Genomic DNA, 25,409 nt, shown 5'->3' with positions numbered 1-25,409 from the left:
GCTGTTTGTCCGGATTCCGTCGGTGGTTTGTCAGGGTTGTGTCACAGCGTGCCTCAGTTGGTCGAGGAAGGCGTCCTTGTCGGCCGTGACGGCGTACTTGGCCTTCGTGCGTTCGGTGCCGATGTCTCGTCCGAACGGGCTGCCCTCCGCCAGGAAGCGCCGGTCGGCGACGATCGCGCCGCGCGTGTACCGGCCGGTGAGCTCGATCGCGAACCGGTCCTCGACGTACGTGGCCAGGTGTGGCTGAAGCATGATCGCCGCGGCCAGCGGGTCGTGCGGCACGAACCCGGCCTTGCCGAGGAAGCTCTCGTAGAAGTCCGCGTAGAACCTGAGGAACTGCCTCGCGTAGCTCTCGTGCGGGAGCGCTTCCAGCCACTCGCCCGGCGCGTGGCTCGCCATCGTGACGTCGAGGCCGACGATCGTGAGGTCTTCGAACCCGGCGCCGAGGACGAGGTCCGCGGCCTCGGGGTCGTGCCAGAAGTTGGCTTCCGCGTAGCTCGTGATGTTGCCCGGCACGTTGAGCGCGCCGCCCATCACCACGACCTTGTCGAGGAGCTGCGGGAGGCGTGGCTCGATCTGCAGCGCCAGCGCGACGTTGGTGAGCGGCCCGATGGCGAGCAGGCTGAGCTCGCCGGGCTCCTGCCGTGCCCTGTTGGCGAGCTGCTCGGCGGCGCTTTCACTCGTGCAGCTCGTCGTGGGGTCGTCTCCCGCACACCCGCCGAGCCCGTCCTCGCCGTGCACGTTCTCGGCGGTCATCAGCGGCTGGGCGAGCGGTTTCGCGGCTCCCACGGCGACGGGTGCCTCGATGTTCAGCCGCTCGGTGAGCCTGAGGGCGTTGGCGGTCGCCACCTCGACCGGCACGTTCCCGTGCACCGTGCCGATGGCGACTATTTCGGTGTCCGGCTGCGCGCGCAGGTAGTACAAAGCAAGGGCGTCATCGATGCCGGGGTCCGCGTCGACGATGATCCGCATACACCCGATCATGCCATTGGGGATCACATGACAGTCCGCCTCGCAGAACCCGCCGACGCGCTTGCCATCGCTTCGGTGCGCGTGCGGTCGTGGCGGACAGCCTACCGAGGTCAGATCCCGGACGAGGTGCTGGACAACCTCTCCCTGGAAGAGCGCATCCCGATGTGGGAGCGCGCCTCCCGGCGGGGCGAGGTGTGGGTGGGCCTCGACGGCGATCAGGTGGTCGGCTTCATCTGCACCGGCCCGAGCCACGAGGCCGACGCCGTCTCTCAGCTGTACGCGATCTACCTGCTGCCCTCGGCCTGGGGCACCGGGCTGGCGCTACCACTGGCGGAGGCGGGTCTCGCCGGCCTCACCGACGTCGTCCTCTGGGTGCTGGAGGACAACCAACGCGCTCGCAGGTTCTACGAGCGCCTCGGCTTCACCGCGGACGGCACGACGCGCGAGGAGATCTTCGGCGACACCGTCGTGAAGGAGCTTCGCTATCGCCGCAGGGGCTAGCCGCGCTGCACGGTGATCTCGTCGATCAGCACCCCGTCCTCGTCGAGCGCGCGAACCTTCATCCGGGCGGGGGTGCTGCCCGTCTTCGGCGTGACGTCCACGGCGGTGATGCTGTAGCCCCGGTAGCGCACCCGTGACCAGGTGACCTGGGTGTCCGTGGACTTGTCGCTGTTCTTCTTGTAGCACCGCATGGTCGGTGTGCCACTGGTGTTCTCGTTGTCCAGATAGGACTCCGGAGCGTCCTTGTAGAACTTGTCGAGCGCCTGTCCGCCCGCGCCGGCCGTGATGTACGTGGTGCCGTCCTTGGCGGGGTTGACGGTTCCTCTGCTCGCCACCTTCTTGGTGCCCTTGCCCGCCTTGATCGGGTCGGTGCGCTCGTAGACGCGGTTGTGCGCGTTGAGCACGAGGTCGACCTGGTACTTGTCGAACACCGGTGCCCACTTCTGCTGCGCGACGCTCTCCGCACCACCGTCGGACGTCGAGTACGTGGCGTGGTGCAGGTAGACGACGATGAAGTCGATTGCCGGGTTCTTCCTGAACTGTTTGAGTTGCCCCTCCAACCAGGTGAGCTGCTTGCCCTTGGTGTAGTCGAGGTTCGCCGTGTTGCGGCTGCAGATGTCGTTGCCGTCCAGGCTGATCAACCCGACGTTCTGGTACCGCCACGCGTAGATGCCGGTCGAGGCGCTCCACGCGTTGTCCGGCATGGTGACGCGCGCCTTGACACCGCCATAACCGTTGGGGGAGTACCACTCCTCCATCTCGCGGTTGCCGAGTGTGATCATCCACGGCACCCGCGCCGCTGTCGGTTCGTTCTGCACGAACAGCGAGTTCCACCTGGCGGCGTCGTACTTGTCCGTGTCCGGATGCCCGCCCTCGACATTGGCCGTGCCGCCGTGGATGGCGTAGCTGAGGTTGCCGAGGGCGAGGTGGAACGCAGGGTTGTTGTCCGCGACAAGGCTGTTGAGCTTGCGTGCGTTGTACCCGTACCCCTGGTCACCGAAGGCGGTGAAGGTGAACGGCTTGCCGCTCGTGGGAGCCGTGCGGAACGAGGCGATCTCGCCGCGCCGTTTGCTGGTCGCAGGGTCGTAACCCCGGTGCCCCACAACGTAGAAGTACGTGGTGTCGGGCTGCAGGTCGTTCAGCCTGACGTGCAGGTAGTACTGGTACATCGGGTCCGGTCCGTGCGGCGGAAAGCTGTGGTCGCCCTTCTGCCACGCGATCGCACTCCTGAGCGTGCGCACCTCAGCGGCGATCGGCGCGCCGAAGTTCCCGGCCTGCGTGGCGATCCGGACGTACGCCCCGTCCACCTTCTCCAGCTGCTGCCAGGAAATCACAACCTGCTTCGACGGATCCGCCCCGAACGCGATGTGCCGCCCGAGCGGCCTGGTCCTCCGCCCGTCCGGCGCCGCCCCGGCAGTCCCGCCGCGCATGGCCGCGGCCGTGACAAGTGCGGCTCCGCCCACCTTGAACAACGTCCGCCTGGAAGTTTCAGTCATGGCAAGGCCTTTCAGCTGCGGCGCAGCGTGAGCTCGTCGACCAGCGCGCCCGTCTCGGTGAGCGCGCGGACCTTCATCTGGGCAGGGGCGCCGTTGGTCCTCGGCGTGACATCGACGACGACCAGCCCGTACCCGCGATACCGCACGCGAGACCAGGTCACCTTGACCATCAGTTCGTCACCGTTCTCCTGGTCGACCCGCATGGTGGCCGTGGCGTCCTTGACGTTGCCGTAGTAGGAATCACCGACCTTCGAGTCCGCCCAGCTGTTGATGCTTTCGCCTCCACCACCCGCGGTGATGTAGGTGGTCCCCTCCTTGACGGGGTTGACGACGCTCTTGATGTCAGCCTTCTTCGTGCCCTTACCCGCCTTGATCGGATCCGTCCGCTCGTAGACGTGGTTGTGCCCGTTGAGAACCAGGTCCACCTGGTACTGGTCGAACAGCGGCGCCCACCTCTTCTGCGCGCCGATCTCCGACCCGTTGTTGCCAGACGTGGAGTAGGTGCACTGATGGCAGTAGACGACGATGAAGTCGATCGTCTCGTCCCCGCGGAACTTCTCGAGCTGAGCCTTGAGCCACGCCTGCTGCTTGCCCTCGGTGTAGTCGAGGTTGGCGTCGCTGTTGTAACAGATGTCGTTGCCGTCCAAGCTGATCAACCCGACGTTCAGGTACCGCCACGAGTAGATGCAGGTCGACCCGTCCCAGGCGTTGTCGGGCATGGTGAACCGAGCCCGCATCCCGCCGTACCCGTGGTTGTCGTACCAGCTCTCCATCTCGTGATTGCCGAGCGACACCATCCAGGGAATCCCCGCGGCCACCAACTCGTTCTGCGCGAAGAACGAGTCCCACTTCCGCGCGTCGTAGACGTCCGTGGCCGGCCGCCCGCCCTCCCCGTCGTTGGCGTAGCTCATGTCGCCCATGGCGAGGTGGAACTGCGGCCCGAGGTCCGCGATCAGGCTGTTGGTGGCCAGCGCGTTGTACCCGACGCCCTGGTCGCCGAACGCCGTGAACGAGAAGGCCGTGTTCGTCGTCGGCGCTGTGCTGAAGCTGCCAACCTCACCGCTAGTGGCCTCAAACCCTTGATGGCCAACGACGTAGTAGTACGTCGTGTTGGGCACCAGGTCGTCGAGCCTCACATGCAGGTAGTACTGCGTGACAGCCTTCCCGAGGTGCGGTGAGATCGTGAAGAGCGCACCTTTTTCCTGCCACGCCAGGTCGCTGGTCAGCGCCCTCGTTTCCGCCTTGATCGCTTCCCCGTACTCGCCGGGTTTGGTGCCCACGCGCAGGTAGGGAGCCTTGACGTTGGCCGGCACCTGCCAGGACACCACGACCTGCCTCGCCGGATCCGCCCCGAACGCCAGATGCCGCCCGAACGGCCTCAGCGCCCCGCCGTCCGTGACGCTCTCGTCGAGCAGCACCGTCGGCACCTGGAAGCTGCTGGACGCCGCCGCGGTCCCGGTGCCCAGCCCGGTGGCCAGCGCGGCTCCCGCTCCGACCCGGAACAGGCTGCGCCGCGAGTACCTCCGCTTGGCGTCCTCGTACAGCTCCTGAAGGCGTGGACCGTTCTGTGACCTGCGTCGCGGAGGCTCACTCATGGTTCCGAAATTAGGAAACCTTCTTTACTAACGTCAATGATCGTTGGGGCAGGCTTCGGCCGCGGGGTCGTCGTAAACGATCTTGTCAGACCCCGTCAGCACACTGGAGCCCTCACCACGAGGAGGAAGTCATGTGCTGGAAATGCGACAACAAGGGCAGCACGGCGGCGTACCTGGAGCTGGTCCGCGGCAAGATCCACGACTACGGCTGGTACGTCCAAGGCGTCGAAGGGGACCGTGTGCACCCACCCTGGGCGTACACCGTCGGCCTCACCGAACACTCGCGTCCGGAGCTGGTGCTCACCGGCATGCCGCTGGACCCCGCCGCCGACCTGCTGGGCGCCGAGGCGGCGTACCAGCTCTTCTTCAACGATCCCATTGCCGGGCAACGATTCCGGCTTCGCGACGGCCCGCTGGTGGAGGCCGTGCCAGTGGCGGACCCAGCTGCACATCTGAACACCGCCACAGCGCTGTACGGCACCACGGTGTCGGCAGTCCAGCTGGTGCACGCCGACGAGCGCGGCCACTGGCCGTGGGAGCCCGGCTACCGCGGCGTCCGGGGTGGCCAGCCCGTACTCGGCCCGCACACCTGAGACCTCACAGCCGCTACCGCACACCGAAGCCGAGTCCCGCGACGATGGCGGCGGCGGGCCCGGTGAGGCTCCCGTGCACCAGCTCCGTGCGGTGCACGGGAGCCGGGGCGGCAAGCGGCACCGCGGCCACCCCTTCCCGCACAACCGGCGCAGGCAGGACCGCAAGCCCACCGCCGGCCGCCACCATCGCCAGCAGCACGGACCGTTCCGCGCCGTCGTACCGCAGGCCGGACCGAAAGCCGTCGGCCACCACCCGCAGCCGGGCAAGCGGGACAGCGGCGCCCGGTGCGTCGATCCACCGCGCGTCCGCGAGGTCGCCGAGACGCAGCACACCCCGAGCGGCCAGCGGGTGGTCGCGCGGAAGCGCCACCACAAGCGGACTCTCGCTGACCACGACGGTGGTGAACGTGCCGAGCTCGACAACGCGCAGCGGATCGCTGGGCGCGGTCACCCCGTCAACCAGCCCGATCTCCAACTCGCCCCGCGCCACTCCAGCCGCAACCTCGTCCGCCCCGCACGCCGACACCGTCACCGTCACCCGCGGCATCGACCGCTGAACCTCAACGAGCCGCTCCACCAACCGGCCGCTGTCCGCCATCGGCGAGATGCCCACACGCAGCTCAACCGGTTGCCCACCGGAAACCCTGCGAACATCGGCGCGCGCCGCGTCCAACCGCAACAGGATCGCCCCAGCGTGCTCAAGCAACCGCCGACCAGCATCGGTGGGCACCACCGGCCGCCGTCGCAACAGCAGCACGTCGAGGTCGGCCTCGAGCGCAGCGATCTGCTGGGAGACAGCGGACTGGGTGTACCCCAGCTCGTGGGCGGCGACGGAGAACGACTCGTGGCGCGCCACGGTCACAAAGGTCCGGAGCAGATGTGGGTCCACAGCATCAGTGTCACTAATGCACCCAGCAGAAGGAGTCGTTGGTCTTATGTGGAACGCGCCACCACGATGGAAACCATGGTTGGTACTCGCACCGCACGCGTGGCCTTGATCGGCGACCGCTCGCCGCTAGTTCGCTCACACACTCGAATCCCGCGCCTGCTGGAAGCCCTGCGCGTCCACGACGGCCTGACCCTGGACGCGTACTGGGTGGCCACAGAGGACGTGCCCGACACCCGCCTCGAAGACTTCGACGGCGTGTGGGTCCTGCCCGGCAGCCCATATCGCAGCGAAGCAGGAGCACTCTCAGCAATCCGAACCGCCCGCGAGCACGGCATCCCCTTCCTGGACACCTGCGGCGGCTTCCAGCACGCCCTGCTGGAGTACGCCCGCAACGTGTGCGGCGTAGCCGATGCCAGCCACGCCGAGACCGCACCGACCGCCGAGCAGCAGGTAGTCGTCCCCCTGACCTGCTCGCTGGTCGGCCACGAGGGAGCGGTGCGGGTAGAGCCGGGTTCACTCGCGGCACGAGCCCTGGGCGCCGAGCGCTCCATCGAGCGCTACCACTGCGCCTACGGCCTGAACCCTTCCTACGCCGAAATGCTGACCGCGCACAGACTGCGCTTCACCGGCCACGACGACGAAGGCGCGATCCGCATCGCGGAACTGCCGGCACACCCGTTCTACCTGGTGACGCTCTTCCAGCCGGAACTGGCAGGGGACGGCGACACGTGCCATCCGATCGTGCGGGCGTTCGCGGAGGCGGCCGTCGCGAACGCCGCCCTCATTGTTCGGTGACGGTGAATGGCTAAAAAGATCAAGCTCCGACCGCGCTGCCGCTCCGAGAACCTGCATCGGAAGATCATCCAGCAGGGCTCCAACAACCCGGCGGGTGTAATGCGCTAAATGTCCGATTGATCGGCCACGTGGTCCGCTGCAACTCTGGTGGCTGGGGAAATACTTTCAGCACACTTTGCCTGGGGGGCTCTTGTGCGAAGACCGATCTTGCTTTCTGCTGTCCTGACCACGGCTATGGCCACCGCATTGGGTGCGTCGCCGGCTGCGGCCGATTCCGGTGAAATCACAGCCGACGACCGCGCACGGCTCACGTCCCTCGCCCAGCGGTACCTGCAGGACCGCGCCGACCGGCTCACCGATGGCGACGGCCTGACGACCCAACGACTCACCACGGTCCCGACCGGCACCTCCGTCGAGGCCAAGCTGGCAAAGGACCGCACCGCCATCGATGCGCGGCGATCCCTGCTGCGCAAGGTGAACGGCGGGCACCACCGCGCCGAGGTCGCACTCCTCGATGTCACGTTCGAAGCGCGTGGGAGCACCGTGGACGTGGCGTTCACCGAGCACACAAAGCTGTATTTCGTCCGGACTTACCCCGGCGCGCCAACGTTCGAGGAGTACGGCCTGCAGCGCAGGCTCTCGTTCACCTCGACGGCCTCCGGCTGGCTGTTGGCCGGCGACGTCGCGGACCTCGGCGACTCCGTCATGGCTCCGGACACCGATCCTGCGGCCGCCACACCGGCGTCGATGAAGGCCGCGAGCCCGTCCAGGCCATCGGCCGCGACGACCAGGCCCACGGACGCTCAGCTCAACGACGCCACCAAGAATGCGATCAAGCCGGGTCTGAAAGGCACCGATGCGTCTTCTGCGGCGTATGACTACGTTGCGATGCTGAACTACGCGAACAGGTACTGGGGGCCACCGAGGCACAGTACAACCACGCGTACCGGTCCTACGCAGGCGCAGGCGAGGGCGGCGACTGCACCAACTTCCTCTCCCAGATCGTCGGCGCGGGTGGCTGGACCACCGTGGGTTCGTGGCCGTGGGAGGACCGAACCGACAACAAGAACTGGTTCTACGGCGACTACACCTGGACGACCAGCTACTCGTGGGCCGCGGCGGAGAACTGGTACTGGTTCGCCGCACACGAGTCCGGCCGCACCAGCTACATCGACAACGTGTGGAAGCTGTGGGTGACCGACGTCCTCCAGGTCGACTTCGACCGCAATGACAACATCAGCCACTCGATGTTCGTGACCGACCGGGTGGGCAGCGGTGAGCGGGCGTCAGAGGTGTACTTGACGTACCACAGCGGCCGCGAGGACAACAAGCACAACAGACCGCTGTCCAGCTTCATCGCGACGCACCCTGACGCCTGGTACTACGCCCACCGGACCTGAGGAAACCATTGCGCTTCCCACTTCACCGAGGCCGGCGAGGGCTTTTCATCACCCTCGCCGGCCTCGGCCTGCTCGCAGCCTGCTCCACCACACCGGACACCGGCGCGGACGCTCCGCGTGCCGCGGTCGACGCCTACATCCAGGCGCTCAACGCTCGCGACTCACAGGCCTTGTCCCGCCTCGCGCCACCGGGCAACGACGCGACCGACGACATCAGCCGGCGAATCGAAGCGAACGGCGGCAAGGACATCCGCCTCACGAATGCCGACATCTCCAGCGAGTTGGTCCCGGACGTGGCAGCGGCGCGGCTCACCGGCACCAGTTCGACCGGCGACTACAGCGAGCGTCTGACGCTGACCCGCACGGACGACCGCTGGTACGTCGTGCTCGGCGAAGCCCCGCAGAACCCGTCGAAGCAGCCCGCGAGCACGAGCAGGCCATGATCGGGCTCAGCCGGAGCGCGTGGAGATCTTCCGAGCCGTCACGAGCCGCCACACCCCTCAGTACAACCTCGCTATTGGAGGGTGGTGCGGTGTCCTTGAGATGCTGCGCCGCTCGGTGGAGGTGTCCGGTCGTCACGGCGGCCGGAAGCCCCGCCAACATCAGCCGGTCGAACGTCTCCACGTACTGACAAAAAGATCAAGCTCCGACCGCGTTGCCGCTGGTCAGAGCTTGATTTCACCCGGCGAAAGGTGGTGCCCCAGGCAGGATTCGAACCTGCGACACACGGTTTAGGAAACCGATGCTCTATCCCCTGAGCTACTAGGGCTGGCGACAGCAGTCTACCGGGGTGCCGCCACCGAGTTGACCAGCGCCCCCGCTCACGCACCGTGAGGGTCAGACGGCAACCCTGCGGCCGTTGGAGGGAAGTGAGGCAGGCCACCTTCTGCGGTGGAGAAACGTCAGGTAGGGAGAGGGCGTAAGCAGACCCTGGCCCGACTTCCGTCCTGGACCGCTTGGCGCCCTCAAGGCTTGGTGGCGGCGGCGGGTGCCTCGGCGTGCCGAGGACTTCACCTTTGTGCCGCCGGCGAGCAGTCATCAGCAGGAGTTCGAGACGCCGTTGCCCAGTGCGGTGTACGGGCTGGACTTTCAGGTCAAGCTGACGATCGTGTGGCGGCTCGATCTGGCTACCGGGCTTCGGCACAACTCGCCGCGGAGTGCTGCGATTCATCACGTTTTGCAGCGGGCCAAGGAGATCAGCGGCAAGGCGATGCTGGTGCATCATGCGGCGTTGCAGCATCAGTTGGGGGATGAGCTCGCCACCGAACGGCAGGTGCCGGGTACGCATGTGTGGGCGCGGGCCGAGCAGGTCAAGGTCAGCGTGCAGGAGGAAGACCTGGAGATGGCTCGCAAGCACATCGAGCTGTTGCGGAACTCCACGTTCAAGCTGGCTGAGCGGGACGTTGAGCGGGCCGAGATCCGGTACTTGCGGGACGAGGTGTTGACGGACGTCGGTACGGCCACGATCTGGTGGTTGCAGCGCAACGGGTACCAGGTCGAGGAGGCGGTGAAGTTGTCGAACCACCTCGCTGAGCTGGTCAAGATCGCTCAACGGCAGCCGGCCACGCACTGGGCCGAGTCGTTGGTCAGCAGTGTTGAGCGGGCGATGCCTGAGCTTGAGGACTCGCACCGGAAGGATCTGCGGCAGCATCTGGCCAAGGCGCTCAGTGTTTACGGCGGGTCGCGGGTGGCGGCTGAGTTCGCTGATCAGATCGGGCTGCCCGCGGGCGAACAGCACACGAACGGACACGTCTAGGCTGGCGAGGGTGTTGACCGAACTTCGCAGTGCCGCGGTGGTGGCCGGTTTGCGGGCGCTCGCCCGGCTCACGCCTTATGCCGAGCCGGAGCTGATCGGGCTCCGGAAGATCGTGAAGGCCGGTGACGTCTGTGTTGACGTCGGGGCGGCTTTGGGGTTGTACACGGTCACGTTGTCCAGACTGGTTGGTCCACAAGGGACTGTGCACAGCGTTGAGCCGCTGGTGTTCGCGCATCCGGCCCTTTCCTACGCGCTGAGGCCTCGGGAAGGGCGCAACATTCGCAGGCACTCGGTGGCGTTGGGGAACAGCCAGGGGCGCGAGGTCATGAGCGTGCCGGTGCGGCACGGGAGTCCTGTCACCGGGCGGTCGTTCCTCACGGTGGGAGCCAACGGGCTCGGGTCCAACGAGGAGTTCGAGGAGCACCTCGACGTGCTGGTCAGGACCGACACGTTGGACCACTTCGTCGAGGAGAACGGGATCACGCGGCTCGACTTCGTCAAGGCGGACGTCGAGGGGGCCGAGCTGCGGGTGCTCGAGGGCGCCGAGGAGACCATCGCGCGGTTCAAGCCGGCATTCCTGCTGGAGATCGAGGAACGGCACGTCGAGCGGTTCGGGTACCGGGCGCGGGACGTGGCGGACTTCCTGACTGAGCGCGGGTATCGGATGAGCACATGGCACGGGAGTGAGTGGGTGCCGGCGAACGACATCGGCGACGCCACGAGGAACTACCTGTTCCGAGCGTGAGAGGCCTGAGAAAAGTAGAGGACGCCGACCCCTGGGGGTGGATCGGCGTCCTCATCTCGAAGGTCTACAAGCTGTAGACCTCAAGCTCGTACAGGGAGTATCCGTAACGCGTGGCCCGTTGGGTACCCGTCATTCGGAGGTATCTCGCGTCCTGTGGCGAGAACGCTACGACATCATCGCCGCCGTCGCCAGCACTTGTGGAGAAAACGTTCCGCCAGTTCGTGCCGTCATTGGAAAGTTCGATGCGGTAGCCACTGGCGAAGGCCGACTCCCAGTGCAACACTGCGCGACCGATTCGTTGCACAGAGCCAAGGTCCACCTGGATCCACTGGTTGTCGCTCCAGTCGCTGGCCCAGCGGGTCGACGCGTTGCCGTCCAGCACGTGCGACGGCGGGAGGCTGTTCCAGCCGGTTTCGTGGGACGACGCGGTGGCGACGGCCTTCGAGGCCAGGTTGGTGATGTTCTGGCTCCTGCGGGACGGGAACTGCACGACCTGCTGGTAGGTCGGGCGGTTCTGCCAGTGGATCTTGTCCTGGGTGATGCCGCCCATGGCGCGGTGGATGATCGTGTCGGCGCACCACTGGTCGCCTGCCGCGCAGTCCGCGTCGCCCGGGTAGACCTGGTTGGCGGGCTTGGCCACGGCCTGGGAAAGCGACGTCACCAGGGCGGTCCGGCAGCCTGACAGCGTGCCGCCGCCGCAGTAGGTCTGCGGGAAGGCGCCCTGGACCGGGTCGCCCAGGACCTTGCGCAGGTCCTTGTCCACGTAGCCCCACCAGCCGTACTGGAACGAGGAACCCTTGTGCGGTGCGGAGCCGTGCGCGTCGGACGGGGCCTCGTCGACCTGCTGCGCGCTCACCAGGGCGTTGTACAAACCATCACCCAGCGATGGTTTGAACTGGGCTTCGACCAGCAGCGGCCACCAGGCATCAAGGATCCTGATCGCCTCGGCGTGGGCGTAGGCCTTGCTGCCCTTCGAGGTTTCCTTGCGCAACGAGCCGGAGCGCTGCCAGTCCTTCAGCTTCTGCACGGCCGGGGCGAGGGTGGGGTCGACAGGGGCGGACTCCACCACGCGCAGCAGTTCGGGCAGCACCTGCTCGGCGCGGAGGTCGGCCACCGCGGCCTCGGCCATCACGCGGGTCAGCGACGCGCGAGTCACCTTCTGGCCCGACGAGATCAGCGCGCGGACGCGGTCGTCCAGCAGGTCACCGCGGTGCACGGCGCTGTGGCCGAAGCCGCCGAAGGTGAAGTCCTTGGCCTGCTTGTTGTTCCACGAGATGTAGTAGTCCTGGTTGATCGAGTTCGGGTGGCCCTCGAACGGCATGTACGACGCCACGTTCTCGTTGCCGTCCCAGCCGACCCACTCGTACTCGGCGCGGCCCCACGTCGGCAAATTCGGGTCCACATTGGACCGGCGCACCGGGTTGAGGCCCGAGTTGAAGTAGGCCGCGTCGCGCGAGTCGACGTAGAACCAGTTGAACGCATAGCCGATCTTGTTGGCGGCGCGTTGGAAGTCGGCGGCCGAACGGATCGCGGTCGGGTCGTTGAACTCCTGGAAGCCGATGATCGAGTCGACCTCGTGCATGTACGTCGAGCGCAGCGTCGTGTACGCCACGACCTTGCCGCCGACGGTCGCACGGCTCGTCACCAGGCCGTACTTGGTTCGCCACATCACCAACGTGTAGGAGCCCGCCGGCGTGCCGTCGGCGACGGTCGGCTTCCACGCGTTCTTGCGCTCAAGGCGTTCCATCGGCAGGCAGGCGCCGTGGAACAGGTAGTGCTGCGACGCCTTCGTGGCCGGCGAACCGTCCGGGTTGCACAGCTCCACGGCGTACGTGTCGACGATGTCCTGCCCGGACGAGGTCGCGCTCCACGAGTAGTCGATGCCGCGACCGAGCTGCACGTACATCGAGACGCCCGCGAACGAGACACCGCGCGAACGGATGCCAGGACCGTTGAGCTCCTGCAGCAACAGCAGCTGCGGCGCGAAGTAACCGGTCTGCGGGCCCCACACGGCGATCGGGTTGCCCGTGTCGGTGTGAGCACCGGAAACGGAAAGGGCGTTGGACATGCCGTGCTTCTTGTTCAGCAGATCAGCAGGCAGAACGCCGTCGGAGAAGATGCCGGAAGCCTTCGCCAGGTCACCGGAAGCAGGTACTGAAACGGCCGCACCCGTGCCGCCCGTCTCGTCGTAGACCATCCGCTCCGGCGTGATGCTGCCGGCGTCGGGCATGGCAACGCCGACCGGCGAGGCAGGGGAAGCCGCGTACGGGAACGACTGTCCGTTGTGGAGAGTCAGGACGGCTTCCGGGTCGTTCTGAGCCCGGAACGCCTGCCACACCCGCTCACCGGCGGCAGCGCCGTACTTGTTCTGCGCGGCCAGCTTCACCAGCGCCGACTGCACCTCACCGCCACCACCGGCACCGAACAGGCCACCGACGACCGCGGCGATCGCCACCATGTCGGTCGCCTTGAACGGCTGGATGTCGTTCCAGTTCGTGATCGAGTCGGCGTGCCCGGTCAGCACGTACTCACCGGGGAAGTTCCGCGCCGCGATCGACTGCGTCAGGTACGCGTTGATGCCGGAGATGTAGTCGTTGACGTCAGCCATGGCCTGACGCCCGCGCTCACCGTTCTTCGCCGCCGCGGTGTCGATCTGCTTCTGCAGGTCGGCCTCGGTGTACGGGATCTGGTTGTAGAAGCTCTGCTCCAGCACGCGGTTGCCCGGCGCCCCACCGGCGAAACCGGAGAGCTGCCCGCGGCCGAGGTGGCGGAACAGGTCCATCAGCCACAGGCGGTCCTGCGCGGCCGCGAAGCCGGCGCCGAACATCGTGCCGGACCGCGTGGTGCCGGTGATGTGCGGCATGCCGATCTTCTTGTCTCGCACGATCGTCACGTCCGAGCGCGGCCGGATGGTGCTTTCCACCTGGTCGGCCGCCACGCCGAACGACGCGTCGTTGAAGAAGTTCGTGAGCTGGGCGTTGGTGAGGCCGCCGTACCCGGAGACCAGGGCGTCGTACTTGCCGAGCTGGTCGGCCGAGTGCGCGGGCCTGGTGCCGAACGCCTTGTGACCGAGGATCTCGGCCAGTGTCGCGTTGCCGTTGTTGCCGGGCGGCAGGACGTCACCGCACTGGCCGAGGCAGTAGTCGTCGGCGGCGAACGCGACCGCGCGAGGCTCCTCGGCGTTGGCAGACGGAACGATCATGAGGGAGGCGGTGACGGCGGCGGTGGCCAACAGGGACGTCACCGGATTGGCTCTCCGCATGGCGCGAAGCTCCTCTCCGAGGAGTGCAGGGATGTTGTGATGCAGGTTACTTTCGGTAAGACTATCGCGAAAGACCTTCGCGTTTGCCGTGTCGGTCCTGTGACCATCTGCATCGATCCCGACGGTCATCAGGAAGCCGTATGGGCAGAAACGACGAGCGGTTTCCGATTCCGCGGCCCGTATCTGTGTTTCTGGTACGACATTCCACTCAGTGGGATTTCCATGTTTGGTTACTCAGGGTCTCGATGATGCACTTCAAGTCCTGGTGGCATGCCTACGCAGCGAAGTCGGCGCGCTATTCCGGTAACTGTGAACGTCGCTCGCCTTCTCGAAAAACCGTTACCACATGATGAGATAACTGAGAATTAACGTGACCTTCGACGTCTGTACGCGAAGATCACGAACATGAGGGAGCACGGAACGCCAATGCGGGAGGCGTCGTGATCAAGGTTCTGCTGGCCGACGACGAGGACCTCGTCCGTTCTGGCCTTCGCATGATCCTGAGCAGCGTCGGGGACATCGAAGTCGTCGCCGAATGCGATGACGGGCATCTGGTGGCCGACCTGGCCCGCCAGCACCGTCCTCACGTGGTCCTGCTCGACATCCGGATGCGCACCTCGGACGGGCTCGTGGCACTGCGGAGGCTGCGGACCCTGCCCGACCCACCACGGGTCTGCATCCTGACCACGTTCGACGTCGACGAGTACGTTTCGGAAGCTCTGCGGCTGGGTGCGGCGGGCTTCCTTCTGAAGGACACCGAACCGGAACAGCTCGTCAAGGCCGTGCGTGATCTCGCGCGCGGGGGAGCGGTTCTCGACCCCGGTGTAGCGGCACGGGTGCTCGCGGCCGTAGCGGACGGCGAGCGGATGGCCGAGCCGGCCCGCAGACTCCTCGCGAGTCTGTCCGAGCGCGAGCGCGAGGTGCTCGTGCTGATCGGACAGGGCATGTCCAACGCCGAGATCGGCGGCACCCTGCACCTGTCGGAGGCGACGGTGAAGGGCTATGTCTCGTCGGTGCTCGGCAAGATCGGCGCGGTCAACCGCGTGCAGGCCGCGCTGGTGGCCTACCGCGGTGGTCTGATCGCGTAGGAACTAGTTCCCCGAGACGATCTCGGGGATCTCGTCCACGGAAGGTTCGACCTCGACCCTGTTCCGGCCGTGCCGCTTGGCGCGGTACAGCGCCATGTCCGCGGCCGCGAACAGCTGGTCCAGCTTGGCCGGTCCCGCCGCGACACCGATGCTCACGGTCGGGCGGCGGACCGCGCCGAGCACCATCGTCCAGTCGTGGCCGTCGACGGCCGCGCGGATCCGCTCGGCCACGTTCGGGCCCACGTCCATGTTCGGCCCGGTGTCACCGAGCAGCACCACGAACTCGTCACCGGCCCAGCGCGCCACCAGGTCGTCCGCCCGGCACTCGCGCCGCAGCAAGGCGGCGATCTCGCGCAACGCCGCATCGCCCGCCGCGTGGCCGGCGTCGTCGTTCACGCCCTTGAACCAGTCCACGTCGACCAGCACCAGCCACGGCACCCGGCCGCGCGCCGCCGTCGACTCGAGCAACGACTGCGCGGCACGTTCCAGCCCCAGCCGGTTCGCGAGGCCCGTCAGCGGATCACGCGCCGCGGCCTCCTGCGCCGCCACCGCGAGCCGTTGTGCCTGAACGGCCACGCGGCGCTGCTCCAGCGCCTGGCCGAGGCCTTCCTGCAACGTCTCCGTCGCCGTGCGCGACGCCGTCATCGACCGCCGCAACGCCTCGGCCTCGCCCACCGCGTCACCCAGTGCGTGGCAGATGTCCGCCAGCTCCGTGGAGAACCGCAGCAGCAGCGACGTGTCGTTGATGCGTTCGGCGTTGCACACCGCACGCGCCGCGAGTGTGCGCGCTTCGTCCAGATCACCCTGCTCACGGCGCACGACAGCGAGAACCCAGTTCCCGACCGAGATGCCCCACAGATCTCCCGCGTCCGTCGCCAGCCGCAGGGTCTCCTCGCCGACCTCCTCGGCCTTGTCCAGCTGGCCGACGCCCGCCAGGGACCGGCCGTACGCACCGAGGAGCGCGCGCCGGTGCGTCTCGTCCTTGACGATGCCCAGGCCCTCGTCGAGGTACGCCAGCGCTTCCTCGAAGATCGCAGGCGCCGCCGCGGGAGGCCCCGAGCAGGCGCGGAAGTTCAGCGAACCGCCGAGGCGCTGCAGGCAGTGGGCCAACGTGTCGGTGTTGCCCGCACGGCGAGCCACCTGCACCGACAGCCGCAGCATGTCCAGCGCCGCGCGCCGGTTGCCGATGCCCTCCATGAGGTAGCCGAGCGAGCCCATCGTCTGGGCCACGGCAGGGCTGTCCGTGCGGTCGGCGTCGAGATCCGTCCACCCCTCGGCAGCCAATTCCAGGGCGAGAGGAATACGTCCGAGGCGCCACGCCATGACGGCGCGGTTCACCAGCACGGCCGACCGGACCCAGCGGTCGGCGCCGGGGGACACCTTGGTGACCACCTCGTCGAAGAGACTGTTCGCCTCCGGCAGGCGGCCAGCGTTGAGCAACGCGCGGACCTCTCGGTCCAACCGCGGAATCTGGCCCGCTACCAGCGGATCACGCTGCTCCACTCGTTCATCGACTCCGTTCCGACTCGCCGAGCGGCCTGCACAGGCTACCGGGACGGTCGCGCCCCGTACCGATCGTGGTGCAGGACGTCATCGAGGGGTAGTCGGTTGCGCCAACCGTGACGTTCCAGATCGGGCGTATCGGGCAGGGATCGAACCGGTCCTACGCACAGCCACGCCACCGGGCGGACCCTTGTGGGGATGTCCAGCATGCGGCGCAGCACATCTTCTCGGTAAAAGCTCACCCACCCAACACCCAGGCCCTCTTCCGTCGCGGCGAGCCACAGGTTCTGGATGGCCAGACACACGGAGTAGAGGCCCGCGTCCGCGATCGCGTGCCTGCCCAGCACCGCCGGCGAGCCCCGGTCGGGGTCGTACGTGACGACGATGCCGAGCGACGACTCCATGACTCCCTCGACCTTGATACGGGAGAAGGCCTCTGCTCGTTCATGATCGAGCTGAGCTGCGAAGACACTGCGTTCGGCCTGGACGTGGTCGCGAAACGCGCGCCGAATCGATTCATCACGCACGAGCACGAAGTCCCACGGCTGGGAGAGGCCGACGCTGGGAGCCGCGTGAGCCGCGGTCAACACACGTCGCAGAACGTCTGGCGGGATTTCCGCACCGGTGAACTCGGCACGGGTGTCGCGGCGCCGGTGCACTACTTCGTACAGGCTCATTCGTGCGATCGTGCCTCACTCGAAAGCACCAACTTCACGCTTGAGAGGTGGCGCTGATCTCATCTGAGGCGATAGACCGATCGGATGCGAAGAATGAAAGGCGGTTACGGCTCCGCGCTCGGATTCGGTGGTGGAGTCGGCGTGACCGCGTTCACCGGTGCCTGGCCGCTGCTGGCCCTCGTCCTGCTCGCCGCCGTCGTCGTGATCGTCTCGCTGCGCACGACGATCGTCGGTGCCGGGCTGGCCGCACTGCAGTGCTGGGGCCTCTACGCGACCTTCTTGGTCGGTGTTCGTGGTGATCTGACGGTCGACGAACACACGACCTGGGTGCTCGCGTTGCTGGTGCAGCTCGCCGTGCTGGCGTTCGTGGCCAGCACGGCGATCCGCGTCATCGCCCTTGTGACGGGTACGGCAACAGGGCCATCTCCCGTGCGTTCTTGATGGCCGTGGCGACCTGCCGCTGCTGTTGCGGCGTCAGGCCGGTCACGCGGCGGGACCGGATCTTGCCCCGGTCCGAGATGAACTTGCGCAGCAGCGTGACGTCCTTCCAGTCGACGACGGTCACGCCCTCCTTGTTGAGGAGGTTCTGCCTGCGCTTCACCGGCCTCTTGCTGTCGCGCATCACCAGCTCGCCTTCGAGACGCCGGGAAGCTCACCGCGGTGGGCCATTTCCCTCAACCGGATGCGCGACAACCCGAACGCGCGGTTGAACGCCCGCGGCCGTCCGTCCACCGCGTCCCGGTTGCGCAACCGGGTCGGCGACGCGTCCCTGGGCAGCTTCTGCAGGCCGCGCAACGCCTCTTCACGCGTCTCCGGGTGCCGCAGCATTTCCTTCAGCTCCGCACGACGTTCCGCATAACGCGCAACGATTTCGCGTCGGCGCTTGTCCGCGGCGATCTTCGACTTCTTCGCCACGTCAGCGCTCCTCTCGGAAGTCGACGTGCTTGCGCGCCACCGGGTCGTACTTGCGCAGCACCATGCGGTCCGGGTCGTTGCGGCGGTTCTTGCGGGTCACGTAGGTGTAGCCCGTGCCGGCGGTCGACCTCATCTTGATGATCGGCCGGACGTCGTTCCCCTTGGCCATCAGACCTTCACCCCTTGTGCGCGCAGCCGGGCCACGACGGCCTCGATGCCGAGCTTGTCGACCGTCTTGATGCCCTTCGTGGACAGCGTCAGCGTCACGAACCGGTTCAGCGACGGCACCCAGTACCGCTTGCGCTGGACGTTCGGGTTCCACCGGCGCCGCGTCTTGCGTTGCGAGTGCGAGACGCGGTTGCCGAAGCCGGGCTCACGGCCCGTCAACTGGCAGCGCATGTGCGCGACCTCCCATTTGAAACGACATTCGTTTTCATCTACGGTAGCCTACATGGAAACCGTTGTCGTTATGGTGGCGGGGCTGGTCGAGCACGACGTCGCCGTGCGGGTGTGGCGGGACCGGCCCGGCTCGGTCCTGGTGCGGCACGTCGCCACGGAGACGTGCGTGCGGCGCTGGGTCGACGGCATCTCGACCGAGATCGAGCTGCTGCACGGTTGCGTGTCGTGCACCGTGCGCGAAGACCTGCGGGAACTGCTCGGGACGTTCGCGGGGCACACGGTCGTGCTGCACCTCGACCCGTTGCTGGAGCCGGACGCGGTGCGCCGCAACCTCGGCGTCGACGTGGAGTGCGTGATCACCGTGCTCGACGCGGAGAGCTGGCTCGACGACGCACTCGGTGACGCCTCGATGGTCAGCGACCAGCGCACGGTCGCGCAGGTCGTCGTCGCGCAGGCCGAGGCCGCGGATGTGCTGGTGTTGCAAGGAGATGCGGACGAGCGGACGTTGGCCGTGCTCGACCGGCTGGCTCCCGGCGCGCACCGCTGCACGCCCGACACGGTCGTCGTGAGCAGGAGCACCAGGCCGCGGATGATCCCGCTCACGCCCGAATGCGGTGTCTCGACAGCGGTTTTCACGGCTGACCGGCCGTTCCACCCGGCGCGGCTGAACGACGCGCTCGACGCGTTGCTCGACGGGACGGTGGTGCGTTCGCGCGGCCGGCTGTGGGTGGCGGACGAGCCGGAGGTCGCGCTGCACCTGGAATCCGCGGGCGGTGGGCTGCACGTCGGCCAGGGCGGTCCGCGCGAGGGCAAGACCACGCAGATCGTGGCGATCACCCTCGGTGAACCGGACGACATCACCGCGGCGTTCGAAGGCGCGCTGCTGACCGACGACGAACTGTCCTTCGTGGACTCGATCCGAAAGCTGGAGATATGAAGCCCGGTATCCACCCCGACTACCACCCCGTGGTCTTCCAGGACGCGTCCACCGGCAAGACGTTCCTGACCCGTTCGACGGCGACGTCGAGCCGGACGATCGAGTGGGAGGACGGCAACAGCTACCCGCTGCTCGTCGTCGACATCACCGCCGACTCGCACCCGTTCTGGACGGGCACGCAACGACTCGTCGACACCGCTGGCCGGGTCGAGAAGTTCAACCGCCGTTACGGAAAGCGAGAGCGCTGATGGCCGTCCCCAAGCGCAAGACGTCGCGCTCGAACACCCGCCACCGGCGCTCGCAGTGGAAGGCCACCGCGCCGGACCTCGTGCGTGTCCGGACTCTCGACGGCAAGGAGCTCCTCGTTCCGCGTCGGCTTGTCGCCGCCTACAAGCGGGGGCTCATCTAGAAAGGAAGCTGGACCGTCCCGTCCGGTGAGTCGCGCCACTGGGCGAACGGGCGGTCCAGCTTCCACCCCGTGCCGTCGTGGTCGAGCACGCGGTTCTCACACGTGTCCACGTTGGACAGCGACTCGAAGAGCTCGATGCTCCAGTCGAACAACCGGCGGCACAGCAACCTGATCGTCAGACCGTGCGACACGACCAGCGCCGTCTTGGGGTGCCCGTCGTCCTTGTGCAGCCGGACCTCCAGCCCGTCCAGGAACGCCGCCACCCGGTCGTCCACGTCCGCGCCGGACTCACCGTTGGGCAGCCGGAAGAAGAAGTGCCCGAACGCGTGCCGCTGGTGCTTGAGCATCTCCTGCTGCACCGGGTCCTGGAGGTTGCCCCAGTCCTGTTCTCGCACCCGCGGCTCGGTCACGACGCGCTCGGCGTTGATGCCGAGCAGCTCGAACGTGCGGCGCGTCCGCTTGTACGGCGAGACGTAGGCCGCGACCGGTTCCTCGCCGATCAGCTCCTTGATCGTCGGCCCGGCCTCGCGGGCCTGGTGTTCGCCCAGCTCGGTGAGCGGGAGGGCGTGGTCGGGGATGCGGCAGTAGGCGAGCTCGTCGACGTTGCCGAGGCTCTGGCCGTGGCGCAGCAGGATGATCCGCACTCCTCCATCGTGCCCCAGCCGGGCGGTGCGCCAGGGCGTTACAGTGCTGGGCGAGTCGAGGAGGATGGCGTCACATGATCAAGTACATCGCGCTGTACAAGAAGCCCGCAGATCCCGCTGGCTTCGACGAGAAGTACTTCGGCACGCACATGCCGATCGCCGACTCGGTGCCGGGACTCGTGCGCGCCGAGGTCGCCAAGGTGCAGCGGGTGTTCCTGGCCGGGTTCCTGGGCGACACCGAGCCGTACCTGATCGCCGAGCTGTACTTCGAGTCGGCCGAGTCGATGAAGGCCGCCTTCAAGACGCCCGAGTGGGCCTCGTCCGGCGCGAACCTCGCCGAGATCGGTGGCATGGAGCTCGTCGCGATGTTCAGCGCCGAGGTGGTCGCGCCGTGAAGGCCGTCGTCATCGGCGGCGGCACGATGGGCGCGGGCATCATCCACGTCCTGCTCGCCCACGGCCACGAGGTCACGCTGTCGGAAGCCGACGCCGAACGTGCCGAACAGGGCAGGCTCGCCGTCAAGCGCTCGCTCGACAAGGCGCAGGAGAAGGGCAAGCTCGCCGATGCCGAGGCGGTGTTCGCGAACCTGAGCACCGGTGAGCTGCCGGCGGACGCGGAGCTCGTCGTCGAGGCCGTGCCGGAGAACGTGCCGCTGAAGCAGAAGGTCCTCGGGTTCGCGGCCGAGAAGTGCCCGCGGGCGATCCTCGCGACCAACACCTCGTCGCTGTCGATCGCCGAGATCGCCGCAGGGCTTCCCGGTGAACGCGTGCTGGGCATGCACTTCTTCAACCCCGTCCCGGTGCAGCAGCTCGTCGAGCTCGTCCACCACGACGGCGTCGACCCCGCGAACGTGGCCAAGGCGCGAACCTGGGCCGAACAGTGGGGGAAGACCGTCATCGAGGTTCGTGACGCACCGGGCTTCGCGACCTCGCGGCTGGGTGTCGCCGTTGGCGTGGAAGCGATCCGCATGCTGGAGGAGGGCGTGGCCTCCGCGGCGGACATCGACACCGGCATGAAGCTCGGTTACCGCTGGCCGATGGGCCCGCTGGAGCTCACCGACCTGGTCGGCCTCGACGTCCGGCTGGCGATCGCGGAGCACCTCGCGGCGCAACTGGGGCCCCGGTTCGAGCCACCGCAGTTGTTGCGGGACAAGGTCGCGCGCGGCGAGCTGGGAAAGAAGTCGGGCCAGGGCTTCTTTTCCTGGTAGATAGTTGTCGGTGCACATTCGGGAGTACACCGAGGACGACCTCGACGCGGTTTTCCGCCTGCGCAGGCTCGCGTTCAACTCGACCGAACGGCCGGAGCGGCTGGTCCAGCCGGGCAGACACGGGCTGGTGGCGGAACTCGACGGCAAGGTCGCCGGTGTGCTCGGCATCGGTGAGTACGCGCAGTTCTACGGTGGCGCCGCGGTCCCCATGGGCGGGATCGGCGGCGTCGCCGTCGACGGTGCCACGCGTGGCCGTGGCGTGGCCGCCGCACTGCTCGACGCCGCTCTGCCGGTGATGCGGGAGCACGGTCAGCCCATCTCCGTGCTCTACGCGACCGTGCCGACCCTGTACCGGAAACGCGGCTGGGAACGCGCCGGGCTCTTCGAGTGGGTCGAGTTGCCGATGGACAGATTGCTGACAACTCCGCGTCCCGCCGAGCTGATGGCGTCGCGACCGGCCGGTGAGGCTGATCTCAGCGCGCTGCGCGACTGCTACCTCGAGGTGGCGCGGACGATCGACGGCATGGCCGATCGCCGCCCGCCGAGGATCGACCTCGCGAAGGTGCTCGAGATGGACCTGGTGAGCGTGCTGCCGGGCCCGAACGGCCTGCGCGGGTACCTGACGGCGCAGCGCGAGCCCGGCGGTGACATGGGCCGCCTCAAGGTGTACGACCTGATCGGCGTCGACGTCGAGGCCCAGCTGAACCTGCTCGCGTCGCTGCGGTCGTGGGCGGGCACGCTCGACGCCATCGACCTGCGGATCACCGACCCCGCGACGCTCAACCTGCTCGGGGCGACGCCGGTGCGGTACTCGGTGTGGACCTCGACCTGGATGCTCCGCGTCGTCGACCTGCCCGCCGCGGTGGCCGCCCGCGGCTGGCCGCGCCCGGCGAACGCGGCGGTGGACCTGGAGATCGTCGACGAGCACGCGCCGTGGCACGCGGGCCTGCACCGCATCGTCGCCGAGGACGGCGCGGTGCGAGTCGAACCCGGTGGCACCGGCGCCGTCCGGCTGCACGCGCGGGCGCTCGGCCCGTGGTTCTCCGGCGCGCAGAACACGCATGCGTTGCGGCGCGCGGGTTTGCTGGAGGGCGACCCGGCGGACGCGGTGGTGCTGGACCAGCTCGTCGGCGCGTCCGGCGCGCCACGGCTCGCGGACTTCTTCTGATGGCCGACGTCCACCACGAGGTCATGCGCACCATCAGGGACCACAACCTTGCACTTTGGTCTCTGGACCTCCGAAGAGGACCAGTCCTCGAACCGGATCGCGGCCGAACGCATGACCGCCCTGCACATCGACAAGCTCGGCGCCCGCCACGGCCGGCGCGTGCTGGATCTGGGGCGCCGCGTCGGCACCTCGGCTTTCCGGTTGGCGGAGGCGTCGCACGCCGACATCGTGTCGGTATCTCCGTGCGCTGAGCAGGTTCGGCTGGCCAACGTTCGCGCGGAAGCGTTGTTCGTCGACGACCAGGTCCGGTTCGTGCATGTGATCCGCACGCGATGCCGTTCTCCGGCGACGCGTTCGACGTGGCGTGGGCCGTGGAGACGTTGCCGCTCTTGGGGGACAGGGCCGGCGTCCTGCGCGAGCTGGCTCGCGTGGTGAAGCCGTCCGGTGTGGTCGTGGTGTCCGACTTCGTGCAGCGGCGGCCGGTTTCGCAGGTGAGCTGAACGAGCTGCGGCCGGCTCTGACCACTTACGACATCGACGAGCTGCCCACGTTCGCCGGCGACCCGAAGTTGCTGGCCGCGGCGGGCCTGCAGGTCGTCGAACTGCTGGACCTGACCGCGGAGACGCGCAGGACCCTGCAGCGGATGCGCGACGGTGCCCGGCGGCACTACGACGCTCTTGTTGCGGCGCACGGAGAAACGGCGCAGCAGTACCTCGACCAGCTGTTGTCGCCGGCCGCGTGCGAGTCGTCGCTGGGATACGTGCTGGCGGTGGCAAGAGTCTGAATTCGTCCGCACCGCTCAGCCAAGTAACAATGGAACGCATGTCGGCGGACGACGCAAGGCACGCCTACGGCGACAACATGGGTTGGCGCCTGAAGGGCTACGCGAAGAGGCACAGCGGGCCACCGGTCAGCGTGCGGGACATCTCGCGCGCGCAGTTCCTGCAGATCCGGCCGCTGTTCGACGCCGAGGACAACCCGTGGCTCGTGGACATGCACGAGGTGAGCCCGGAGATCCGGCAGCACGTCGAACAGGTGCTCGGCCCGCTCGACCCCGCGCAGGACTACTACGTCACCGGGCATCCGCTGGACTGGGACAAGGATCCCGTGCAGGTGGCCCGCGACCTGATCGACGAACGCTATCCGCTCGCGACGGCGGCGTTCCTCGGCGGCAGCGTCGCGGCCGGGAACTACACGGCGAACTCGGACCTGGACATCATCGTGATCGTCGACGACCTGGCCTGTGCGTTCCGCGAGACGCTGGAGCACCGCGGCTGGCCGGTCGAGCTGTTCTGTCACACGATCGAGTCGTTCCAGGACTTCGTGGCGCGGGACATCCAGGACCGGCGGCCTCCGTTGCTGCACATGTGCGCCGAGGGCTTCCTCATGCTCGATGCCAACGGCACCGGCCAGCGCATGCGGGCTGAGGCGCGCGCTCTGCTGGACATCGGTCCTCCGCACCCGACTGCCACGGAACTCGAAGACCGCAGGTACGGGACCACCGACCTGCTGGAGGACCTGATCGGGGCACGGGACGAGGACGAACGGCTGTTCGTCGCGGCCAGGCTGCTGACCTGCGCGGGTGAGCTGGCGCTGGTCGTGCAGAACCGGTGGCTCGGCCACGGGAAGTGGTTGCTGCGCCGTCTGCGGGAGGCCAAGGCCGACGAGCTCGTGGACGCCTACCGGGCGCTGGTGCGGGGCGAGGGCGCAGAGTGGTTCATCGAGGTCGTCGAGCACGTTCTGACGTCCGCGGGTGGGCGGCTGGAGGCTGGCTACCGCCGGGAGGCGTTACCCAGATAGATCCGTTAGTGCGGCGCTAGTCTTCCTGTTCGTGCTGCTCATCGTCCTGGAACTGATCGGGATCGCGGTCTTCGCCGCGTCCGGTGCGGTGGCTGCCGTCCGTGCTCGCCTGGACGTGTTCGGCGTGATCGTGCTGGCGCTCACCACGGCGCTGGGCGGCGGCATCATCCGGGACGTGCTGCTGGGCGTGCACCCGCCGACCACCCTCAGGACCTGGCCGTACCTGCTGGTCGCCGGCGGTACGGGCCTGATCGTCTTCTGGTTCCACCCGCAGGTCGCGAAGCTCCGCCGTTCCGTGCTGCTGCTGGACGCCGTGGGGCTCGGTCTGTTCGTCACGTCCGGCACCACCACCGCGCTGGCTCTCGGCGCCACTCCGTACGCCGCGTGCCTCATCGGGATGACGACGGGCATCGGTGGTGGTGCGGTCCGTGACCTCCTCCTCCGTGAAATTCCGCTGGTGCTCAGGAGGGAGATCTACGCCGTGGCGGCGCTGGCCGGCGCGGTCGCCGTCGCGCTGGGCACCTTGGCCGGGCTGCCGAAAGACCTGGTCGCGTTGACCGGTGCGTCAATAATCATCACCATCAGGCTGATTGCGCTGTGGCGGAAGTGGAATGCGCCCGTCGCGCGTGGCCTCGAGGGTTAACACTGAACTCACACC

33 protein-coding genes and 1 tRNA gene are annotated in these 25,409 nt (G+C 67.6%); 19 read left to right on the top strand and 15 right to left on the bottom strand.

Annotated features, from left to right (window positions below):
• Positions 1-30: 30 nt before the first annotated feature.
• Positions 31-972 (bottom strand): nucleoside hydrolase, encoded by a 942-nt coding sequence (locus C8D87_RS27930; RefSeq protein WP_112228931.1) that lies wholly within the window; start codon positions 970-972, stop codon positions 31-33.
• A gap of 27 nt (positions 973-999) precedes the next feature.
• On the opposite strand from C8D87_RS27930, the gene C8D87_RS27925 reads away from it, so the two are divergent.
• Positions 1,000-1,473, top strand: coding sequence for a GNAT family N-acetyltransferase (locus C8D87_RS27925; protein ID WP_112228930.1), 474 nt, complete (start codon positions 1,000-1,002; stop codon positions 1,471-1,473).
• Here the strand turns inward: C8D87_RS27925 and C8D87_RS27920 are convergent.
• Both C8D87_RS27920 and C8D87_RS27915 read right to left on the bottom strand, forming a co-directional pair.
• Positions 1,470-2,969, bottom strand: a complete 1,500-nt coding sequence (locus C8D87_RS27920; RefSeq protein ID WP_112228929.1) for a purple acid phosphatase family protein — start codon at positions 2,967-2,969, stop codon at positions 1,470-1,472. The two genes, C8D87_RS27925 and C8D87_RS27920, sit on opposite strands and share 4 nt — an antisense overlap.
• An 11-nt stretch (positions 2,970-2,980) precedes the next feature.
• Entirely contained in the window at positions 2,981-4,564 is a 1,584-nt protein-coding gene (locus C8D87_RS27915; RefSeq protein ID WP_109631930.1) for a purple acid phosphatase family protein, read from the bottom strand.
• A 131-nt stretch (positions 4,565-4,695) separates the two neighbouring features.
• Between C8D87_RS27915 and C8D87_RS27910 the strand changes: the two genes are divergently transcribed.
• Entirely contained in the window at positions 4,696-5,157 is a 462-nt protein-coding gene (locus tag C8D87_RS27910; RefSeq protein ID WP_112228928.1) for a DUF4262 domain-containing protein, read from the top strand.
• Between the two features lie 13 nt (positions 5,158-5,170).
• On the opposite strand, the gene C8D87_RS27905 is transcribed toward C8D87_RS27910, so the two are convergent.
• Positions 5,171-6,046 carry a LysR family transcriptional regulator gene (locus C8D87_RS27905; protein WP_112228927.1) on the bottom strand — a complete coding sequence of 292 codons (876 nt, stop codon included), beginning with the start codon at positions 6,044-6,046 and terminating at the stop codon, positions 5,171-5,173.
• Positions 6,047-6,094: 48 nt separating this feature from the next.
• On the opposite strand from C8D87_RS27905, the gene C8D87_RS27900 reads away from it, so the two are divergent.
• The gene (locus C8D87_RS27900; RefSeq protein WP_233442315.1) at positions 6,095-6,841 is read left to right on the top strand and encodes a CTP synthase C-terminal region-related (seleno)protein; all 747 of its coding nucleotides are present in this window, start codon (positions 6,095-6,097) and stop codon (positions 6,839-6,841) included.
• Positions 6,842-7,431: 590 nt separating this feature from the next.
• On the opposite strand, the gene C8D87_RS27895 is transcribed toward C8D87_RS27900, so the two are convergent.
• Entirely contained in the window at positions 7,432-7,638 is a 207-nt protein-coding gene (locus tag C8D87_RS27895) for a hypothetical protein (protein WP_112228926.1), read from the bottom strand.
• A gap of 114 nt (positions 7,639-7,752) precedes the next feature.
• On the opposite strand from C8D87_RS27895, the gene C8D87_RS27890 reads away from it, so the two are divergent.
• Both C8D87_RS27890 and C8D87_RS27885 read left to right on the top strand, forming a co-directional pair.
• Positions 7,753-8,241, top strand: a complete 489-nt coding sequence (locus C8D87_RS27890; protein ID WP_112228925.1) for an amidase domain-containing protein — start codon at positions 7,753-7,755, stop codon at positions 8,239-8,241.
• A gap of 8 nt (positions 8,242-8,249) precedes the next feature.
• A complete protein-coding gene (locus C8D87_RS27885) occupies positions 8,250-8,684 on the top strand; it encodes a Cif family virulence factor (protein WP_112228924.1) in 435 nt (144 codons plus the stop codon).
• A gap of 250 nt (positions 8,685-8,934) precedes the next feature.
• Here the strand turns inward: C8D87_RS27885 and C8D87_RS27880 are convergent.
• A tRNA-Arg gene (locus tag C8D87_RS27880) sits at positions 8,935-9,010 on the bottom strand.
• A gap of 219 nt (positions 9,011-9,229) precedes the next feature.
• Here C8D87_RS27880 and C8D87_RS27875 point away from each other — a divergent pair.
• Together C8D87_RS27875 and C8D87_RS27870 are read left to right on the top strand one after the other, a co-directional pair.
• Entirely contained in the window at positions 9,230-9,997 is a 768-nt protein-coding gene (locus C8D87_RS27875) for a hypothetical protein (protein WP_215732508.1), read from the top strand.
• 10 nt (positions 9,998-10,007) lie between these two features.
• Positions 10,008-10,742: an FkbM family methyltransferase gene (locus tag C8D87_RS27870; RefSeq protein WP_211337143.1), complete on the top strand. Its 735-nt coding sequence runs from the start codon at positions 10,008-10,010 to the stop codon at positions 10,740-10,742.
• Between the two features lie 64 nt (positions 10,743-10,806).
• On the opposite strand, the gene C8D87_RS27865 is transcribed toward C8D87_RS27870, so the two are convergent.
• Positions 10,807-14,004, bottom strand: coding sequence for a penicillin acylase family protein (locus tag C8D87_RS27865; RefSeq protein WP_112228923.1), 3,198 nt, complete (start codon positions 14,002-14,004; stop codon positions 10,807-10,809).
• Between the two features lie 440 nt (positions 14,005-14,444).
• Between C8D87_RS27865 and C8D87_RS27860 the strand changes: the two genes are divergently transcribed.
• Positions 14,445-15,092 carry a response regulator gene (locus tag C8D87_RS27860; RefSeq protein WP_109631945.1) on the top strand — a complete coding sequence of 216 codons (648 nt, stop codon included), beginning with the start codon at positions 14,445-14,447 and terminating at the stop codon, positions 15,090-15,092.
• A gap of 3 nt (positions 15,093-15,095) precedes the next feature.
• Here C8D87_RS27860 and C8D87_RS27855 read toward each other — a convergent pair whose 3' ends face one another.
• Together C8D87_RS27855 and bluB are read right to left on the bottom strand one after the other, a co-directional pair.
• The gene (locus C8D87_RS27855; protein ID WP_112228922.1) at positions 15,096-16,595 is read right to left on the bottom strand and encodes a tetratricopeptide repeat-containing diguanylate cyclase; all 1,500 of its coding nucleotides are present in this window, start codon (positions 16,593-16,595) and stop codon (positions 15,096-15,098) included.
• Between the two features lie 44 nt (positions 16,596-16,639).
• Positions 16,640-17,272, bottom strand: a complete 633-nt coding sequence (bluB, locus tag C8D87_RS27850; RefSeq protein ID WP_109631949.1) for a 5,6-dimethylbenzimidazole synthase — start codon at positions 17,270-17,272, stop codon at positions 16,640-16,642.
• Between the two features lie 84 nt (positions 17,273-17,356).
• Here bluB and C8D87_RS27845 point away from each other — a divergent pair, with 84 nt between their 5' ends.
• Positions 17,357-17,713: a hypothetical protein gene (locus tag C8D87_RS27845; RefSeq protein WP_146771888.1), complete on the top strand. Its 357-nt coding sequence runs from the start codon at positions 17,357-17,359 to the stop codon at positions 17,711-17,713.
• On the opposite strand, the gene rpsR is transcribed toward C8D87_RS27845, so the two are convergent.
• From rpsR to rpmB, 4 genes are read right to left on the bottom strand one after another with little or no spacing between them, the layout of a single operon-like run.
• Positions 17,661-17,894: a 30S ribosomal protein S18 gene (gene rpsR / locus C8D87_RS27840; protein ID WP_109633151.1), complete on the bottom strand. Its 234-nt coding sequence runs from the start codon at positions 17,892-17,894 to the stop codon at positions 17,661-17,663. The two genes, C8D87_RS27845 and rpsR, sit on opposite strands and share 53 nt — an antisense overlap.
• Entirely contained in the window at positions 17,894-18,187 is a 294-nt protein-coding gene (gene rpsN, locus C8D87_RS27835) for a 30S ribosomal protein S14 (protein WP_109631953.1), read from the bottom strand. Before rpsN ends, rpsR begins: the two co-directional genes overlap by 1 nt.
• Position 18,188: 1 nt before the next feature.
• The gene (gene rpmG, locus C8D87_RS27830) at positions 18,189-18,356 is read right to left on the bottom strand and encodes a 50S ribosomal protein L33 (RefSeq protein WP_109631955.1); all 168 of its coding nucleotides are present in this window, start codon (positions 18,354-18,356) and stop codon (positions 18,189-18,191) included.
• On the bottom strand, positions 18,356-18,586 hold the full coding sequence (rpmB, locus tag C8D87_RS27825) for a 50S ribosomal protein L28 (protein ID WP_109631957.1): 231 nt from the start codon (positions 18,584-18,586) through the stop codon (positions 18,356-18,358). The genes rpmG and rpmB overlap by 1 nt, the downstream gene beginning before the upstream one ends.
• Before the next feature lie 52 nt (positions 18,587-18,638).
• Here rpmB and C8D87_RS27820 point away from each other — a divergent pair, with 52 nt between their 5' ends.
• The 3 genes from C8D87_RS27820 to rpmF are packed head-to-tail and all read left to right on the top strand — an operon-like array spanning position 18,639 to position 19,932.
• On the top strand, positions 18,639-19,523 hold the full coding sequence (locus C8D87_RS27820; protein ID WP_146231406.1) for a GTP-binding protein: 885 nt from the start codon (positions 18,639-18,641) through the stop codon (positions 19,521-19,523).
• On the top strand, positions 19,520-19,771 hold the full coding sequence (locus C8D87_RS27815; protein ID WP_086666239.1) for a type B 50S ribosomal protein L31: 252 nt from the start codon (positions 19,520-19,522) through the stop codon (positions 19,769-19,771). The genes C8D87_RS27820 and C8D87_RS27815 overlap by 4 nt, the downstream gene beginning before the upstream one ends.
• Entirely contained in the window at positions 19,771-19,932 is a 162-nt protein-coding gene (gene rpmF / locus C8D87_RS27810; RefSeq protein ID WP_030481357.1) for a 50S ribosomal protein L32, read from the top strand. The genes C8D87_RS27815 and rpmF overlap by 1 nt, the downstream gene beginning before the upstream one ends.
• On the opposite strand, the gene C8D87_RS27805 is transcribed toward rpmF, so the two are convergent.
• Positions 19,929-20,576, bottom strand: a complete 648-nt coding sequence (locus C8D87_RS27805) for a histidine phosphatase family protein (RefSeq protein ID WP_112228920.1) — start codon at positions 20,574-20,576, stop codon at positions 19,929-19,931. The genes rpmF and C8D87_RS27805 overlap by 4 nt on opposite strands.
• 74 nt (positions 20,577-20,650) lie before the next feature.
• Here C8D87_RS27805 and C8D87_RS27800 point away from each other — a divergent pair, with 74 nt between their 5' ends.
• The 3 genes from C8D87_RS27800 to C8D87_RS27790 are packed head-to-tail and all read left to right on the top strand — an operon-like array spanning position 20,651 to position 22,951.
• A complete protein-coding gene (locus tag C8D87_RS27800; RefSeq protein ID WP_109631963.1) occupies positions 20,651-20,971 on the top strand; it encodes an EthD family reductase in 321 nt (106 codons plus the stop codon).
• A complete protein-coding gene (locus tag C8D87_RS27795; protein WP_112228919.1) occupies positions 20,968-21,783 on the top strand; it encodes a 3-hydroxyacyl-CoA dehydrogenase family protein in 816 nt (271 codons plus the stop codon). The genes C8D87_RS27800 and C8D87_RS27795 overlap by 4 nt, the downstream gene beginning before the upstream one ends.
• Positions 21,784-21,793: 10 nt before the next feature.
• Positions 21,794-22,951, top strand: a complete 1,158-nt coding sequence (locus tag C8D87_RS27790; RefSeq protein WP_112229070.1) for a GNAT family N-acetyltransferase — start codon at positions 21,794-21,796, stop codon at positions 22,949-22,951.
• A gap of 33 nt (positions 22,952-22,984) precedes the next feature.
• On the opposite strand, the gene C8D87_RS45325 is transcribed toward C8D87_RS27790, so the two are convergent.
• Complete coding sequence (locus tag C8D87_RS45325; RefSeq protein ID WP_146771887.1) at positions 22,985-23,269, bottom strand: hypothetical protein; 285 nt, start codon at positions 23,267-23,269, stop codon at positions 22,985-22,987.
• 14 nt (positions 23,270-23,283) lie between these two features.
• Here C8D87_RS45325 and C8D87_RS27785 point away from each other — a divergent pair, with 14 nt between their 5' ends.
• The 4 genes from C8D87_RS27785 (at position 23,284) to C8D87_RS27770 (ending at position 25,394) form a co-directional block, all read left to right on the top strand.
• Positions 23,284-23,451, top strand: a complete 168-nt coding sequence (locus C8D87_RS27785) for a methyltransferase domain-containing protein (protein WP_112228918.1) — start codon at positions 23,284-23,286, stop codon at positions 23,449-23,451.
• A gap of 68 nt (positions 23,452-23,519) precedes the next feature.
• Positions 23,520-23,735, top strand: a complete 216-nt coding sequence (locus C8D87_RS27780) for a hypothetical protein (protein ID WP_112228917.1) — start codon at positions 23,520-23,522, stop codon at positions 23,733-23,735.
• A gap of 38 nt (positions 23,736-23,773) precedes the next feature.
• Entirely contained in the window at positions 23,774-24,751 is a 978-nt protein-coding gene (locus C8D87_RS27775) for a nucleotidyltransferase domain-containing protein (RefSeq protein ID WP_233442314.1), read from the top strand.
• Positions 24,752-24,782: 31 nt separating this feature from the next.
• Complete coding sequence (locus C8D87_RS27770; protein ID WP_112228916.1) at positions 24,783-25,394, top strand: trimeric intracellular cation channel family protein; 612 nt, start codon at positions 24,783-24,785, stop codon at positions 25,392-25,394.
• The last annotated feature ends 15 nt before the right edge of the window (positions 25,395-25,409 follow it).

This window comes from Lentzea atacamensis, from assembly GCF_003269295.1.
Taxonomy (GTDB): domain Bacteria; phylum Actinomycetota; class Actinomycetes; order Mycobacteriales; family Pseudonocardiaceae; genus Lentzea; species Lentzea atacamensis.
The sequence above is the reverse complement of the archived record's forward strand: the minus strand, read 5'-3'. Positions and strand labels throughout refer to the sequence as shown.

Coding starts and splice junctions, on each gene's coding strand:
- rpmB (WP_109631957.1), bottom strand. CDS start 18,586: ATGCGCTGCCAGTTGACGGGCCGTGAGCCCGGCTTCGGCAACCGCGTC.
- C8D87_RS27915 (WP_109631930.1), bottom strand. CDS start 4,564: ATGAGTGAGCCTCCGCGACGCAGGTCACAGAACGGTCCACGCCTTCAG.
- C8D87_RS27845 (WP_146771888.1), top strand. CDS start 17,357: ATGCGAAGAATGAAAGGCGGTTACGGCTCCGCGCTCGGATTCGGTGGT.
- rpmF (WP_030481357.1), top strand. CDS start 19,771: ATGGCCGTCCCCAAGCGCAAGACGTCGCGCTCGAACACCCGCCACCGG.
- C8D87_RS27820 (WP_146231406.1), top strand. CDS start 18,639: ATGGAAACCGTTGTCGTTATGGTGGCGGGGCTGGTCGAGCACGACGTC.
- C8D87_RS27930 (WP_112228931.1), bottom strand. CDS start 972: ATGCGGATCATCGTCGACGCGGACCCCGGCATCGATGACGCCCTTGCT.
- C8D87_RS27815 (WP_086666239.1), top strand. CDS start 19,520: ATGAAGCCCGGTATCCACCCCGACTACCACCCCGTGGTCTTCCAGGAC.
- bluB (WP_109631949.1), bottom strand. CDS start 17,272: ATGAGCCTGTACGAAGTAGTGCACCGGCGCCGCGACACCCGTGCCGAG.
- rpmG (WP_109631955.1), bottom strand. CDS start 18,356: ATGGCCAAGGGGAACGACGTCCGGCCGATCATCAAGATGAGGTCGACC.
- C8D87_RS27785 (WP_112228918.1), top strand. CDS start 23,284: ATGCCGTTCTCCGGCGACGCGTTCGACGTGGCGTGGGCCGTGGAGACG.
- rpsR (WP_109633151.1), bottom strand. CDS start 17,894: ATGCGCGACAGCAAGAGGCCGGTGAAGCGCAGGCAGAACCTCCTCAAC.
- C8D87_RS27800 (WP_109631963.1), top strand. CDS start 20,651: ATGATCAAGTACATCGCGCTGTACAAGAAGCCCGCAGATCCCGCTGGC.
- C8D87_RS27775 (WP_233442314.1), top strand. CDS start 23,774: ATGTCGGCGGACGACGCAAGGCACGCCTACGGCGACAACATGGGTTGG.
- C8D87_RS27910 (WP_112228928.1), top strand. CDS start 4,696: ATGTGCTGGAAATGCGACAACAAGGGCAGCACGGCGGCGTACCTGGAG.
- C8D87_RS27925 (WP_112228930.1), top strand. CDS start 1,000: ATGACAGTCCGCCTCGCAGAACCCGCCGACGCGCTTGCCATCGCTTCG.
- C8D87_RS27865 (WP_112228923.1), bottom strand. CDS start 14,004: ATGCGGAGAGCCAATCCGGTGACGTCCCTGTTGGCCACCGCCGCCGTC.
- C8D87_RS45325 (WP_146771887.1), bottom strand. CDS start 23,269: ATGCACGAACCGGACCTGGTCGTCGACGAACAACGCTTCCGCGCGAAC.
- C8D87_RS27920 (WP_112228929.1), bottom strand. CDS start 2,969: ATGACTGAAACTTCCAGGCGGACGTTGTTCAAGGTGGGCGGAGCCGCA.